This is a genomic window from Chryseobacterium binzhouense, from assembly GCF_007474545.1.
In the GTDB taxonomy this organism is placed as follows: Bacteria; Bacteroidota; Bacteroidia; order Flavobacteriales; family Weeksellaceae; genus Chryseobacterium; species Chryseobacterium binzhouense.
Map to the genome: position 1 here is coordinate 1,102,374 of NZ_VKOG01000001.1, position 15,876 is coordinate 1,118,249.

13 protein-coding genes are annotated in these 15,876 nt (G+C 34.2%); 7 read left to right on the forward strand and 6 right to left on the reverse strand.

Translation table 11 applies throughout. The features are described 5' to 3' along the window. Positions 1–135 precede the first annotated feature (135 nt). Positions 136–858: a fatty acid desaturase gene (locus FNE73_RS05025; protein ID WP_143883665.1), complete on the forward strand. Its 723-nt coding sequence runs from the start codon at positions 136–138 to the stop codon at positions 856–858. Between the two features lie 63 nt (positions 859–921). On the opposite strand, the gene FNE73_RS05030 is transcribed toward FNE73_RS05025, so the two are convergent. After that, a complete protein-coding gene (locus tag FNE73_RS05030) occupies positions 922–1,299 on the reverse strand; it encodes a response regulator (protein ID WP_185147292.1) in 378 nt (125 codons plus the stop codon). 363 nt (positions 1,300–1,662) lie between these two features. On the opposite strand from FNE73_RS05030, the gene FNE73_RS05035 reads away from it, so the two are divergent. From FNE73_RS05035 to FNE73_RS05060, 6 genes are read left to right on the forward strand one after another with little or no spacing between them, the layout of a single operon-like run. After that, on the forward strand, positions 1,663–3,135 hold the full coding sequence (locus FNE73_RS05035; protein WP_143883667.1) for a hybrid sensor histidine kinase/response regulator: 1,473 nt from the start codon (positions 1,663–1,665) through the stop codon (positions 3,133–3,135). Between the two features lie 4 nt (positions 3,136–3,139). Then, positions 3,140–6,745, forward strand: coding sequence for a response regulator (locus FNE73_RS05040; RefSeq protein ID WP_143883668.1), 3,606 nt, complete (start codon positions 3,140–3,142; stop codon positions 6,743–6,745). Between the two features lie 15 nt (positions 6,746–6,760). Next, positions 6,761–7,126 (forward strand): response regulator, encoded by a 366-nt coding sequence (locus FNE73_RS05045; protein WP_185147293.1) that lies wholly within the window; start codon positions 6,761–6,763, stop codon positions 7,124–7,126. 1 nt (position 7,127) lies between these two features. Beyond that, a complete protein-coding gene (locus FNE73_RS05050; protein ID WP_143883670.1) occupies positions 7,128–7,955 on the forward strand; it encodes a CheR family methyltransferase in 828 nt (275 codons plus the stop codon). 7 nt (positions 7,956–7,962) lie between these two features. Next, a complete protein-coding gene (locus tag FNE73_RS05055) occupies positions 7,963–8,544 on the forward strand; it encodes a chemotaxis protein CheB (protein ID WP_143883671.1) in 582 nt (193 codons plus the stop codon). Between the two features lie 32 nt (positions 8,545–8,576). Beyond that, entirely contained in the window at positions 8,577–8,933 is a 357-nt protein-coding gene (locus FNE73_RS05060) for a response regulator (protein ID WP_143883672.1), read from the forward strand. Positions 8,934–8,974: 41 nt separating this feature from the next. Here the strand turns inward: FNE73_RS05060 and FNE73_RS05065 are convergent, their stop codons facing one another. From FNE73_RS05065 to FNE73_RS05085, 5 genes are all read right to left on the reverse strand, one after another. Then, the gene (locus tag FNE73_RS05065) at positions 8,975–9,259 is read right to left on the reverse strand and encodes a hypothetical protein (RefSeq protein ID WP_143883673.1); all 285 of its coding nucleotides are present in this window, start codon (positions 9,257–9,259) and stop codon (positions 8,975–8,977) included. Positions 9,260–9,594: 335 nt separating this feature from the next. Continuing rightward, a complete protein-coding gene (locus FNE73_RS05070) occupies positions 9,595–10,395 on the reverse strand; it encodes a hypothetical protein (RefSeq protein WP_185147294.1) in 801 nt (266 codons plus the stop codon). 181 nt (positions 10,396–10,576) lie between these two features. Beyond that, complete coding sequence (locus FNE73_RS05075) at positions 10,577–11,587, reverse strand: DNA topoisomerase IV subunit B family protein (protein WP_143883675.1); 1,011 nt, start codon at positions 11,585–11,587, stop codon at positions 10,577–10,579. Positions 11,588–11,737: 150 nt separating this feature from the next. Next, positions 11,738–12,991, reverse strand: coding sequence for a glycosyltransferase (locus FNE73_RS05080; protein WP_143883676.1), 1,254 nt, complete (start codon positions 12,989–12,991; stop codon positions 11,738–11,740). A 426-nt stretch (positions 12,992–13,417) separates the two neighbouring features. Continuing rightward, on the reverse strand, positions 13,418–15,580 hold the full coding sequence (locus FNE73_RS05085; RefSeq protein ID WP_143883677.1) for an outer membrane beta-barrel protein: 2,163 nt from the start codon (positions 15,578–15,580) through the stop codon (positions 13,418–13,420). Positions 15,581–15,876: the final 296 nt, after the last annotated feature.

The following is a 15,876-nucleotide window of genomic DNA, read 5'->3' on the forward strand; positions in this document are numbered from 1 at the left end:
ATAACCTATCTTTGTTAAAACCATATATTAAATTATTTCGTATATGATATAAGTTGTCGGGCAATTTTATGTTTAGGTATTTCTATTGCACTGCTGACCATATTCAGAGTTCAATTGATATATAAACAAGATTTCATGGCTATACTTATTTTCATTATCATTCATTGGTATGCATCACTTTTTTTTCAGTCGGTATTTCATCACAGATATGCGGCACATAATCTCTTCACGATGTCAAAACTTTGGGAGAGAGTGTTTTATTTTGGATGTTTTATAACGCAGGGGTCGTCTTATATCAGTGCCTATACTTACGGTCTTATGCACAGGCTTCATCATGCTCATACAGATAAGGCAGAAGATCCGCATTCGCCGCATAATGATCCCAATCCTTTTTTGATGATGTGGACTACGAGAAACAATTATTTCAATTTACATATCGGAAAAACCGGAGCCGAAGACAAATACAAAAAAGATCTGCCGGATTGGGAAAAGTTTGATAAAATTGCTCACAATTATATTACCAGATTTATCTGGATCGGGATTTATGTTTTTATTTACTGGCTTTTAGCAACAGCTTGGTGGCAATGGTTGTTTCTTCCTGCTACAATTATTATGGGTTCTTTGCAGGGTATGGCAGTTAACTGGTGGGCTCATAAATTTGGTTATGAGAATTATAAGATGAAAAATACTTCAAAAAATATTCTTCCATTTGACTTTATTTTCTGGGGTGAAGCCTATCATAACAATCATCACAGACATCCACAGAGACCCAATAACGCATCAAGATGGTTTGAATGGGATATGGGATTTCAGACCATGGTTATTTTACATAAACTTCGCGTAATCAGAATTAAATAACTTTTGGAACAATCAATAAAATAATAAAACCTACTGGAAATCGGTAGGTTTTATAGTGTCAAATCAATTGGTTACTGATTTGGGTTTATTGATCAGATTTTCAATTTTTACCAGAACATCGTCAATATCAAATGGTTTACCGATAAATTCATCCGCTTCACAGGCATTAGTTACCTGTTCTGCTTTAGCGTGGGCACTGATAATCATTACAGGAATATCAGAAGTTGAAGGATCTTGCTTTATTTCATTGCACAGATCTGTACCGAGTCCGTCAGGAAGTTTCACATCTAAAATAAAGATATCTGGAATTACCGATTTGTCTCTGCTGTTAAACAACGCTGCAGTCGAAAAAGAGCGTACGTCATAATTCTCAAATGACAGGAGTAGTTGCAATGCATCTCTGATGCCTGTCTCATCTTCTACGATAAATATTGTTTTCATATCACCATCATGACAAAAACAAAGCCAACCCAGATTGAAATTTAAAAATTTGTTCAAAATTTAAGATGCAACCACACAACTTTGAACAATAAAACAAAAATATAACTGAAGATACGCACACCTTAGATAAAATGATTTTTATCATAAAATACACTATAGAAAGCCTTTTCCTGCGATTTGGGGGATTTGGCAGAATTAATTAAGCATTAGGATAAAGTTTTGTATAATTTTTGCTTCTAAAATTTGATTAAATTTTAAGAATATTAAAATATAGATAAAAATACACTATTCATAAGTTTTTATCTGTTAGTTATAATTATTTTTGAAATGTAGATCCTGTAACTAAACTGAATTTTTTCTGTTATGATTTTAATTGTTGACGACAATCCAAGCAATCTTTATTCACTAAAAAAACTTTTAGAATCAAAAGATTTTGAGGTTGATACAGCAGATTCCGGTCAGCAAGCATTGGGGAAAGCACTGAAAAATGATTATGCACTGATTATTCTGGATGTTCAGATGCCCGAAATGGATGGTTTTGAAGTAGCAGAAGCTTTAGCGGGATACAGTAAAACAAAGGATATTCCTATTATATTCTTATCTGCAGTAAATACTGAGAAAAGATTTATCACTAAAGGATATGCTTCGGGAGGTAAAGATTACGTTACAAAACCTGTAGATCCGGAAATTCTGATGCTGAAAGTAAAAACTTTTTACAATCTTCAGGAGAAAAATGTAGAGATGAAAAAAGCTCATCAGAGTCTTGAGCTGGAGGTAAAAGGCAGAAGAGAATCTCAGGTCACCATGAAATCGCAGATAGATCATTTTCATCTGATGCTTGAGTCTCTTCCACAGATTGCTTTTACCATGAATGAAGAAGGATGGGTAGATTTTGTCAACTGCAAATGGTACCAGTATTCTAAATCGGAAAAACATTTTCCGGAAACTCATCCTGATGATCCGGATATAAACGAAGAACTTGAAAGGTGCAGAAAAAAAGCAAAAGCATTAGATTTAGAAATAAGAATTAAAAATATTGAATCTGGTGATTTCAGATATCACTTACTTCGTATAACTCCTGTACTTGAAGATAACATTGCAAAAAAGTGGGTGGGAACTTTCACTGATATTGATGCTCAGAAAAAAGTAGAAAAAGAAAAAGATGAGTTTTTAAGTATTGCAAGCCATGAGCTTAAAACCCCTTTAACCAGTATTAAAGCCTACATTCAGTTATTAGACAGAAAGCTGAAGCTCAGCGAAAGCAGTACAGAATCTGGTTTTATGGTAAAAGTACACGATCAGATCGAAAAGCTTAATATGCTGATAACAGATCTTCTGGATGTATCTAAGATTGAAAATGGCAAGCTTAAAATAAGTAAACAGCCTACCAATCTTGAAAATCTTATTCAAAACACCATAGAAAATATTCTTCAGACCAACGAAAACAAAGTGAAGATTGAACGTCACGGTGTAATTACCGATATTCTCATTCCATTGGATGCTATAAGGATAGAGCAGGTTCTGATCAATTTTTTAACCAATGCCATCAAATATTCTCCACAGAACAATCAGGTAATCGTTACTACTTTTGTAGATGAGGAGGAGCAGGAAGTGAAAGTGAGTGTTACCGATTTTGGAATTGGTATTCCGGATTACAAACAGGAATCGGTTTTTCAGAAATTTTACAGAGTAGATGAGTCGTCGCTTCAGTTTCAGGGAATGGGAATCGGGCTTTATATTTGTTCGGAAATCATCAAGCAGCATCACGGAAATATTGGAGTTTCCAGCATTGTAGACGAAGGTTCAACATTCTATTTTACATTACCATTAAATTAATTTTATGCCTAAAAAAATACTTAGGAATTTACAGTTTGGAGTAGGTTTTTCTTTGATTATTTTGATTGCGAGTTCTATCTCGTCCTATCTAAGTATTCAGAATCAGATGAATCACCGCGAAAGCGTTGGAAAAAGCCGGCGGTCTGTAACGGCTGTAAAGGATATTCTGGTATCGCTTCTGGATGCCGAAACAGGAAACCGGGGCTATCAGCTTACAGGTAAAGAAAGTTTCTTAGAACCGTACAACCGAAGTATGCGCGAATATTCGCAGGCTATAGAACGTGCAGAAAGTTTGGATATTGAAGATCCAAAGCAGGAAGAAAGACTGATGTATCTCAAAAAAAATGTAGAAAGTAATATCAGTAATCTCAAGCTTTTTGTAGAAAACAGGAAAAAAGGTATTGTGATGACTCAGGATCAGATTTTACAAAGTAAAATCTACATGGATCGTTGCAGGAAAATGGTAGATGAATTTGTGAAATATGAAGATTTTAATCTTGAGAAGAAAACAATATCGCTCAATAACTCTTCCAATACAACAGTTCTTTTCATTATTTTTTCAGCGCTTTCTGCCATTGCTGTTACTGCGTTTTTTTATTTTAAACTAAGATCAGATCTTATAAGGAGAGAAAAGCTTGAAAACGCATTAAAGCTTAAAGATATAGAAATTACCAGAAGGGTAAGTGCTATACAACAGATAGCCAACAGAGTTGCCAACGGAGACTACAGCCAAAAAGCAGAAGATGATTCTCAGGATGATTTGGGTGATCTTGCAGATTCGCTGAATCACATGACAGAGTCTCTTAAAATTTCGTTTGATAAAATTAATAAAAGTGAATGGAGGCAAAAAGGACTTGTTATTCTGAATGAGTCTTTGGTTGGAAACAAATCTGTGAAGGATGTATCTGAAAAGTCTCTTCAGCAACTCTTAGAATACGGAAACTGCATCAACGGTTCGCTGTATTTATATGACGAAGGAATTCTCAGACTTTCTGCTGCGTTCGGCTTAGAAAATAATATGAAGAAAACCTTTGATCCGGGAGAAGGCATGGTAGGACGGGTTTTCATGACTGAGAAAATGAAGGTTTATAATAATCTGCATCAGGATGATTTTGTGGTAACTTTTGCCAGCAGTACAATCCAGATTTACGGAATTATGCTGTTACCTGTTTTTGGAGACGGATTCTGTATTGGTGTTATTGAATTAGGCTCTACCGTAAATTTTGAAGAAGATAGAATTGATTATTTTATTGAATGCAGCAGAAACATCGGGATTGCTCTAAGTGCAGCAAAAAGAAGAGAAAAAGAACAGCAGCTGCTTGAAGAAACACAGGCGCAGTCAGAAGAATTGCAGGTGCAGCATTCTGAACTTGAAAATCTGAATACAGAACTTGAAGCACAGACTCAGAAACTTCAGGCTTCGGAAGAGGAGCTGAAAGTACAGCAGGAAGAGCTGATGCAGGCAAATGCCGAGCTGGAAGAACGTTCCAGATTATTAGAAGAGAAAAACCACCTCATTGCCGAAAGAAATATTGAGATTCAGAAAAAAGTAGAAGAGCTTGCGCTGAGTACAAAGTATAAATCTGAGTTTTTGGCAAATATGTCTCATGAATTGCGTACACCGCTGAATTCTATTCTCTTGCTGTCAAGACTGATGGCAGAAAATCCTGAAGAAAACCTTAATGAAGATCAGGTAGAATCTGCCAAAGTTATCCAAAGTTCAGGAAGCAGTTTGCTTACACTGATTGACGAAATTTTAGATTTGGCTAAAATTGAATCCGGAAAAATGACTTTGGAATATGAAGATGTAAATGTGATTGATGTTGTGAAAGATCTGCAGAGTCTGTTTAATCCTGTTTTCCAGGAGAAAAGGCTGCTGTTTAATATAGACATTGAAGATAATTTAAATAAAATTATCAAAACAGATCGCCTGAGAGTAGATCAGGTATTAAGAAATTTACTTTCTAATGCGTTGAAATTTACCAGAAAGGGAAGCATCAGTCTTTCCATCAAAGCAGATACAAAAAAGAAAGATTTTGTCGTGTTTTCGGTAAAAGATACGGGAATCGGTATTCCGGAGGACAAACAGAAAATCATTTTTGAAGCCTTCCAGCAGGCAGACGGATCTACAAGACGGAAGTTCGGAGGTACGGGTCTTGGGCTCTCCATCAGCCGTGAGATTGCAAGATTACTGGGTGGTGAACTTGTATTGGAAAGTAAGGTAGATGAAGGAAGCGAATTCAGCCTGATCATTCCGGTAAAAGAAATATCGGAGATCGTTCATCTGGAAACTGATCAGGATATTGTAGAAATTATCCGTGAAGATGTAGAGCAGATACAGCATATTCTGGAAGATGGCGAGCAAAAAGAGATGGTAAATACGCTGGAAATTCCGGAGGATGTGGAAGACGACAGAAATGATATAGGTGAAGATGATAAAGTAATTTTAATTATTGAAGATGACACCAATTTTGCCAAAGCTCTTTTAAAATATTCCAGAATGCAGAATTATAAAGGAGTAGTTGTTGTAAGAGGAGATTACGGACTTTCTTCTGCGTTAAAATACAATCCGAAAGCAATTTTGTTAGATGTTCAGCTTCCCGTAAAAGACGGATGGCAGGTAATGGATGATTTAAAATCTAACCCTAAAACAAAGCATATTCCCGTACATATGATGTCGGCGTTGCACGTAAAAAAAGAAAGCCTGATGAGAGGTGCAATTGATTTTATCAATAAGCCTGTTGCTTTGGATCAGATGGATGATATGTTCCGAAAGATTGAAGATGCGCTCAAAAAAGCTCCGCAAAAGGTTTTGATTGTGGAAGAAAATGCAAAACATGCAAGTGCACTTTCTTATTTCCTCAGCAATCTCAACATTTCTTTATCTGTAGAAAACAATGTGAAAGATAGTGTAAAGGCTTTTAAAGAAAATCAGATTGACTGTGTGATTCTGGACATCAGTGCTTCTAAAGGCAATGAATACCAGATTGTAGAATCTATAAAAAGTTTTGAAGGACTTGAAAATCTTCCGATTATTATTTTTAAAGAGAATAATTTATCTAAATCTGAAGAGCTTAAAATAAAGCAGTATGCAGATTCTATTGTTGTAAAAACTGCGCACTCTTACCAGAGAATTTTGGATGAGGTTGGCTTATTCCTTCATTTGGTGGAAGAAAAAAACAGCGCACTTGAAGTAGTGAGAAGCAAAACATTAGGTTCACTGACAGAAGTTCTGAGCGGTAAAAAAATACTGATTACCGATGATGATGCAAGAAATATATTTTCGCTTACCAAAGCTCTGGAGAAATATAAAGTGGAAGTTGTTGTCGCAATGGATGGGAAGCAGGCTTTGCAGCAGATAAAGGAAAATCAGGATGTGGATGTGGTATTGATGGATATGATGATGCCCGAGATGGATGGTTATGAAACAATAAAAGAGATACGGAAAATGCCTAAGTTTGCAAAACTTCCGATTATTGCCATCACCGCAAAATCTATGATTGGTGAAAGAGAAAAATGTATTACTGCAGGAGCATCAGATTATATCTCAAAGCCGGTAGATATAGATCAGTTGCTATCCTTGCTTCGTGTTTGGTTATATGAAAGTTAAACAGCTAAAATTCTGATGAATAAGAAAGTACTCATTGTGGATGATGATCCACGTAATATATTTGCTCTTACACTTACACTGAAGGCAAAAGGCTATCAGATAGAAAGCTGTACAATGGCGCAGGAAGCAATTGATATTTTGAAAAAAGATAATCAGTTTTCTATTGTCTTAATGGATATGATGATGCCGGAAATGGACGGCTATGAAGCGGTGAAAATTATCCGTGAAACTCCGGATATCAGCCATATTCCAATCATAGCTGTTACCGCACAGGCGATGCCGGAAGACCGGCAGAAATGCATTGATGCCGGAGCACAGGATTATGTCTCAAAACCTATTAATGTAGATCAGCTGATGGCTGTTATTCAAAAATATTCTTAAAATGCTGGAACCAAGTATAATAAAAGATGAAGAAATTGAATATCTTATAAAAGATGTTTATGATCTCTACGGATATGATTTTTCTGAGTACAGCAGAGCATCTTTTAAAAGAAGGGTAAACCGTATCTGTCTGATCGACAGATTTACAAGTTTTGCTGAACTTCGTTATACTTTGATCAACGAACCTGAATATCTGAAAAGATTTATTGAAGAAATCACAGTAAATGTAACAGAGATGTTCAGAGATCCTCATTTTTTTAAAGCTTTGCGGGAAAAAATTCTTCCGCAGTTGGGTACATATCCGCTGATAAGAGTTTGGGTTGCGGGCTGTTCTACCGGTGAAGAAGCATATTCAATGGCAATTCTCCTGAAAGAAGCCAACCTTTATCATAAATGTCTGCTGTACGGAACAGATCTGAATCCTTCCGTTTTGGAATCAGCCAGAGCAGGAGTTTTCCCGTTACATCAGATGAAGCTGTACTCTGAAAACTATATGCTTTCGGGAGGAAAGAGAGATTTTTCAGATTACTATACCGCCAATTATGACAGTGTAGTTTTTGATAAAAGTCTGAAAGAAAAATTGATTTTATCTACGCACAATCTGGTTTCGGATAGCTCGTTCAACAGCTTTCAGTTGATCATTTGCAGAAATGTTCTGATTTATTTTGACAGAGGTTTGCAGGAAAGAGTTTTCCGCTTGTTTGATAACAGTCTGGAAAATCTCGGATTTTTAGCTCTTGGAGCAAAAGAAACACTTAGATTTTCTAAGCTGGATAAAAATTATCAGCAGATAGAAGACCAGAGAATCTGGAAAAAAACTGATTCATAAAACTAGTATGGAAACAAAATTCAATACCACAGAATTAGTATTAATAGGAGGATCAGCAGGAAGTCTGCAGGTTATCCTGGAATTTATTAAAAATCTGAACAGAAAAGTTTCGTTTCCTATCGTTTTGGTGCTTCACAGAAAGGCTCATTCCAATAATGTATTACAGGTTTTGCTGCAACAGTTTACAGATTCTGAGGTGGTTGAGATTGATGACAAAACAGAAATAATGCCCAACAAAATATACATTGCTCCTGCAGATTATCATTTATTATTTGAAAACAAAAAAACCATGTCTTTAGACGGCTCCGAAAAAATGAATTATTCCCGCCCTTCAATAGATGTAACTTTTAAATCCGGTGCTGAAGTTTTCGGTAAAAACCTTCTGGGAATTTTGCTTTCCGGAGCCAATGCAGATGGAGTGGAAGGATTGGTATACATAAAAAAAAACAACGGAAAAGTATGGATTCAAAATCCGGATACAGCCGAAGTAGATTATATGCCGCGACAGGCAGCAGAACGGGTTGCTTATGATTTAATGATTAGTCCTCAAGATCTTGCAGAGCAGATTAATCTTCTTGATATAAACTAATTTAAACTAATAACTGAATAATTTTCAATTCTATGAATAAAAAAATATTGATTTTTGATGATGATAAAACCATTTTGGAGGTTATAACGATCATTTTTGAAGAAAATGGCTATCAGGTCGAAATTTCTGAAACTTCTCATGATATTTTGGAGAAAGTTTCCCAATTCCGTCCGGATGTTATTTTAATGGACAACTGGATTCCGAAGATTGGTGGAGTAGAGGCGACACGGCTGCTGAAGAACAGTACAGATTTTAAAGATATCCCTGTCATTTATGTAACGGCAAATAATGATATTGTAGCACTTGCAAAAGAAGCAATGGCAGATGATTATGTTGCCAAGCCATTCAATCTTGATGATCTCGAAGAAAAAGTAGCAAAATATATATAAGAAAGATCCTGCAACATATACTGATGCAGGATTTTTTTTGATTAGCTAATCTCTTTTAAGTCCTGTGAGCTTTCCAGCATTGTTCTGATGCGGGTTTCAATAACAGATTGATCACAGTTTTCAAGATTAATCTCATTAATCATCGCCGTGAAAAATTGTTTTAAATCCGAATGCTCTGTAATTTCGTCACTAAAAGTTGGGGCAACAATTACTTTCTTTGATACTAGATTTTCAATAAGAGAAAATTCACATTCTGTATTCAGGTCTATATTGAATTGTTGTTTTATACTCAGCTTAAAATAATCATTCAGTAAATCTTTTTCCATTTTCGTATTTTTGTTTATATACATATAACTTTTATGCCACAAATGGTATTTTTCAGTTATTTGTTAAAAATAATTGGTTCTTCGCCAAAACTGTGAAATGGGATTTTAAATATTTGTTTTAATAATCGGATATATTTATCAAATTCTGAATACGCTAGCTCTATGCATATTTTAGTGTTATCATTTAGATTTTTAATTCAGGGTTCATAAATAACGGTTTAGGACTTTAAGTTCAAGCAGGAAATCGAAGCACAAAAGCTTGTATTATTACTAAAGTTCAATTGAAAAACTGCAATTGAACTTTGTACTTCAGCCCGCCTGACGCAAAACCCTTGTTACCTGCCGTTTTTCTTCTGTCCATTTTGTATTACTTCTATTTTCGTGTATCTAAAAACCTTTCCTTCTTCGTCTTTTTCAACTTTACCCAATTTCATTTTTGGAAATCCGTTTTCAGTTACAACTTGCCCTGTAACTTTAATAATTATGGGTAAATTTTCTCCATTGAAAAGTGTGTCAGCATTAATTAGCTTTTCCTTTGCTGGTTCTAACCAATAATTTTGTTTTCTGTTTTTATTTTCTGTTTTTCGAGTATCACTCCATTGAGCACAAGTACAAGAAATTGCATTGTAGATTAAAGTTAATGTTTCAACTTTACTGTTGGGTTTGAAGTTTGGATTGTCAATTACTTCAATTTTTGTATATCTAAAAACCTTTGCTTTCGGCATTGGTTCTTCCATTTCAATTGTTCCTTTAGGATAATCTTCTTTTTCATAAAATTGTCCTGTAACTTTAACTTTGTGTCTGTATGGTTGAAAATAAATCGGAATTTTTAATGTGCTATCTGCTGGTTCAATATAAAAATGTTTATCAATAAATTTTGTAGTTGTATCTTTGATTTTAAGGTCTTTAGACTTTGTCCATTGAGGACAAGCACAACCCCAAATTGTGTATTCAATTTCTAAATTTTCAACTTTATCATTAAGTTTGTTAGTCGGGTCAGAAATTACTTTTGTGTAATTCTTCTCGACTTCTTTAGTCATTGTAACTTCATCAACTCTTTTTTTAGTTTCTGCCTGTCCACAAGAAATCAATATTAAGCTACAAAGTAAAATTGTCAATATGTTTTTATGTCTCATCATTTTATTTGGTGTGTCGCTCAGAAATTGCAGGTAAGGTTCTACGGCTTTGCGATGTGACGGCTTTTTAGCACAAAAATTCAACAGAATTACTGCTGTTGAACCTTGCACAAATGTTTCATAGAAGCACTTCCGCCGCTATATTGCCAAACCGGTGTTAGCGGTAGTTATTTTCATTTCGTTAATACATTCCACTTTTCAATTGTGTTGTGTCAAACCGCCAAAGAAACTTATCTGCTTTTTCCTTTTGGTTGTTAAAAAAGTCTAAAGCTAATTTTTTCACCAACTTTTTAGCTTCTTTCTTTACTACAGCATCTTCTAATGTTTCTTTCCAACTACCACCATATTTGTAATCTTCTCCACGAACAGCACAAATAAGAATAAGTCCGTTTACGAATTTCTTTTTATTGATTTTATAGGTAGTCAAGTTGTTTTCTTTTGCATAAATTTTACAGGCATTTATTAAGCCTTCTAAAATTCCATTAACCAATGAACCACCACAAATAGTGTAAACATTGTTTGCAAAACTTATAACGTTTGCTGATGGAAACCAGTCTGTGCGATATGCAAGACCTATTTGATATTTGTTAGAATTTATCTTATTGTCAAATGTTAACTTAAATTCTGGTTTCCCTAAAACCTCTGTTGTTGCAAGGTCGAACAAATAGAAAACACCTTGTGGATAGTGATAATAGTTTTGAGTTAAATATTTCTGTCTTTTGTCAATTGTAATTACTTCGCATTGTCGGTTTAACAAAGCAAATTGTAACACTTTTTCGGTGAGTTTTAAGTAGTCAATATTTGTGTTTGAAATTACTGTTTTGTCAAATGAAAAGGCAACTTCTGTTTTTGAATTCTCTTTGGTTATTATCTCAAATGTCTCTGAAACGATCTTGAGAACCTTAGGGAAATAATTTGAGAACTCTTTACTTACATCCGTGAACTGTTTAATAAATGGATTTATGTCGTGCCGTGATGTCAGCCCGAAAGTAAAGTCGTTTTCCCCTGATATTATTATTTCAAAAGTGATTTCGTCAGTCTTACAAAGTTTAATGCAGTCTGTTAATAGTCCTTCAAAAAGTCCAACAATACCGTCATTGCCGATATACATAAAAGGTCGTTTCCTAACGTGTTCTGAAAAATTAAGAACTTTTATGTCGTCAGAGGAATATTTATTGTCTGTGTCTGTCATTATAATGGCTTGTAACGTTTTGGGGCTTTGCGAATGTGGGGAAATTGAAGCACATATGTTCAATTTAGAACAAATGATGATTAGAATTCCAATGCTCAAATTTAGCACAAATGCCCCACTTTTGCAAAACCCCTGTTATAGCCAGTGCTTTTAGTTCATAATTGATTCATATAGTTCATTTTCAAAATTTTCTCGTCCCATCTTTTCGGCAATTTCACTTGCCTTTAATTTGTATTTTTTGTTCTCTAATAAATCTACAATAAGAGGTTTTAAATTTTGTTCAGTGATTTTATTTATAGCTACCCCTTTTGGACCTAAGTCTTTTTTTGCTATTAAATTATTCCAACCGAATTGGTCAAAAATATGGGGTAAAATCATTGAAACGCAACCATACTTTATACTGCTGTGAGTTGTTCCCGAACCACCGTGATGTATAATCCCATAACATTTTTCCAAAACCCAATCGTAGGGGATTTGCTTTGTAAAATAAAATAAGTCGTTTTTTTTAAACTCTTCCAGTTGGACTAGACCACCCGCAGCAAGGTTAATAATAGTTGGAACTTTCAGTTGGTTAAGTACATTTAAGATAGTTTGAGTGGTCTTTTCTGGATTTGAATTAATCATACTTCCAAATGTCAAAAACAGTATTTTCGTATGTTTTTTTGTAAACTGTATAATCATTTCGTCAGGTAGCCAATCCATTTTTTTATCTCTCTCGTGGTATCCTAAAACCTGAACATTTGAAGTCCAATTCGTAGGTTTGGTAAATAATGAAGGTGATATAGCATATATTAATTTTTCTGAAAACAACTTCTCTTTTATTACATTTTTAGTTACTTTATTACTTGTGGATGGTAGTATTTTTTGTGCGTCATAAATGGTTTTTACAAGTCCAAAGTTGGCGATTTTGTATGTTAATTTGTTTATGAACTCTCCATAGTAAAAACTAAACCCTGTATGTCCGAAACCTTTTACATAGTGAATGAAATATGGAATAGGGCTTATTAAAACTATTTTTTTACCTGTTGATAAATTCCATAGTAAAGGATAATTGCATTTTCCATTATGTATGACTAGTTCAGGCTCTTCGGTTTTTAAAATATTGAATTGTTCGATTACCAATATTTTATTGACAGTCATTCCTTCTTTGTAAAGCCTTACGATTGCATTCAATTTTTTTAATCCCATAGAACCACCCATTACAATTTTTCCATCTTCTCCTTCAATAAGGTCTAAAAATCTGGAAGTAAAACCATAGCTTTTAGCATTGTCTGGCATCAAATGATTGTATTGTTCTGGAAAGGCATAAGTAATACTATGCCCTTTTTTAGATAGAATTTCTCCAATTGCCAAAAAAGGTTCAATGTCTCCACGTGTTCCAATTGACATTAATAGTATTTTCATTCTTCGGTGTTGTTTTTTAGCATTGGCTATAACGTTTACATTGACGCATTGCGTCAAACTATCAATAAACTCTGGTATTGACGCAATTCGTCAATCCAAATTATCAATTCTCAAATATAAAAAAAACAATTCAATAAAAAATTGCGGTTTTCCGTAATTAATTTTATACTTCATGGGTGTTAATGAGTTATTAAATTAATTAATGGGATGAAATAACTGATGATTCCTTAATCCGGATTTTTTTTATCAAATTTCCTTAATGCCTCCGTTTTCTGTGTCGAGACAAATCCAATCAATAATAATTTAATTTTCATATTTTTTGGTGAAAAGCTAAACAGTTTAATAATTTTTTAAAACTTTTCAAAAACAAAAAAAGAGCAGTAATACATGATGATTACCACTCTTTTGAACAAGATAAAATAAAATCTATTTACCGCCGCCGCCGTTTTTCTCGACATCGGTTTTGGAGTTTTCTTTAACTTTCTGGTTTCCAAATCTTTTCACAAAAGATAAAGAAAATCCGTACCAGTCTGATCTTACAGAATTTCTGAAAGTTCCTGTCTGGCTGAATGTTGTTACATCAAAATTGGGTCTCTGAAGAATATTCATCAGCTGAAGACTGATTTCCATCTGTGTTTTAGGGAAAATTTTAGTTGCTGAAATATTATGGAAAACATTGGTGAGGTTGGCGTAAGAGTTTCCGTTGTTCTGATTAGAAACTTCTACCCATGCACTCAGATTGATATTTTGGTTGAATAAATTGGTATATGAAACATTGGCAGAACTGCTCCAGAAGCTGATGTAGTCTCTGGCTCTGAGGTCATTTCTCTGGTTAAAATCACTGTTGTCAATATAATTCCAGCCAAATCCTACATTTACATTAAGCTTGTTTTTGAAGAATGTCTGGTTGGTATTGGCATTGATAAAGTATTTATGCACTTTTCCATTAAAATTTTGTGGCTGTGCAATAGTTTTATCAAATTCCGGAGTTGCTCCTTTTTCGGAAACATAGGCAGTCCAGTAATCCTGATTGGTAAATGAATATCTTGCAGAAAGGAAATACTTCTTGAGAATCCCAAATTTCATATAAAGCCTGTCACTCGGATTAGGATTAAGATTCAGGTTGCCACGGTAATAAATTCCGTCATTATTCGGAATAAGAAAAGGATTAAATTCCGAATACCAAGGTCTCCAAAGGTATCTGTTGTACGTTAAACTCAGATCGTAGTTTTTGGAAAAAGAATACTTCAGCAACAAGTTGGGTAATAATGTTCCGTACGATTCTTTTCTTTTTGCTCCTGAAACATCCTGACCTACAGAATAGTCAATATGTTCATAGCGCAATCCGACTCTGGTTTCTAATTTTTCAAAAAAAGTTTTACTGAAATTTGCATAAAGAGAATTGATGTTATCTTTATAACGGAAGATGTCATAAGTCGGCAGGTTGCTCAGGTTATTCCCGTAAAGCTGATAAGGAATGACATTATTATTAAAATCCATTTTACCTCCTACTTCCATATTTCCTCCGGATTTTCCCAAAGGCTGTGTGTAATCTACTTTAATATAGTAATTTCTTGACTGCTGTTCAGACAATATTCCTATTTTGTTGGCTTCAGTAAGAGCAGAAGATGTTTTGATGAATAAATTGTCTTCATTGGAACCATCATAGTTTGACCCGATATTAACGTCCAGAATTTTATTCTTTTCTTTATCGTAATATTTGTAGAAGAAGTTTGTTCCTAAAGTTTTATTCAATACGGATGCGTTTTGGCTTTGACTGTATGAACTGTTGAATGCTCCATCCAAAAATCTTGTTCCATCTGCCTGAGAATAGCTGTTTCTGTTACCTTGATACGCTTCAAGGATGATTCCAACAGAGTTTTTATCATTAAGTTCGTATTCCGATGTAGAAGAAAGCGATGGATTTTTGCCTTTAAAAATATTTTCAGAGTCAATTTGTGTAACATCATTATTTTCGTACAGAGTATTGATGATAGAGTTTTTCTGAACGAAAGTATTATCACTATAGCTTCCGATTAAAGTCTGTGTGAATTTATTTTTATGGTAATTCAGGTTAAAATTGGTGTATTGCGAGTTCTTGGTATTCTGACGGTTGTTGACGGTTACACTTCCTTTAATTCCTTCGTCATCACGTTTTTTTAGAACAATATTGATCACAGATCCCGATGTTTCATATCTTGATGACGGACTTGTAATGACCTCAATTTTCATTAAATTATCAGCAGGGATGGTCTGCAGATAATCTTTCAGTTCCTTTCCTGTAAAAACAGATTTTCTGTCGTTGATATAAACAGTAACCTGTTCGCCTTCAGCTTTCAGAGCATCATTATTGTCAACACTTACCAATGGAGTCATTCTCAATACATCCCAAGTAGTATTTCCAGCCAGTATAGAGCTGTTGGCAACATTGAAAACTGTACGGTCTACTTTGGATTCTACGGTGGGTTTGCGTGCGGTAAAAGTTACAGCTTCAATCTCTTTTTCTTTAGTTTTTACCGTATCGGTTTTTGCCTGAGCAAAAGTAAAGGTACCTGCCAATAGTGCAATAGGTACGAAAATGTTTCTCATGAAAACTTAATTTTATAAATAAGACACTTTAAAGGGAATATTTGTTACATGAAAGCACTCATAAAATTTGTTAAATTTTTATTGTTAACCAAAAACCGTGTGGTATGTATTCGTTTTTCAGATAGATATTGATTTTAATTCAAATATTAATGATAAATTTTAAAAAAAATAATTCACTATTGCGAATTGTTAAACATATTGCGTTTTTCGTATGACATAAATCATATAATCATAATATGTATGATAATTAATATGTATTAAATATCAATTTCTATATTTTTACGATTCCTAGAAAA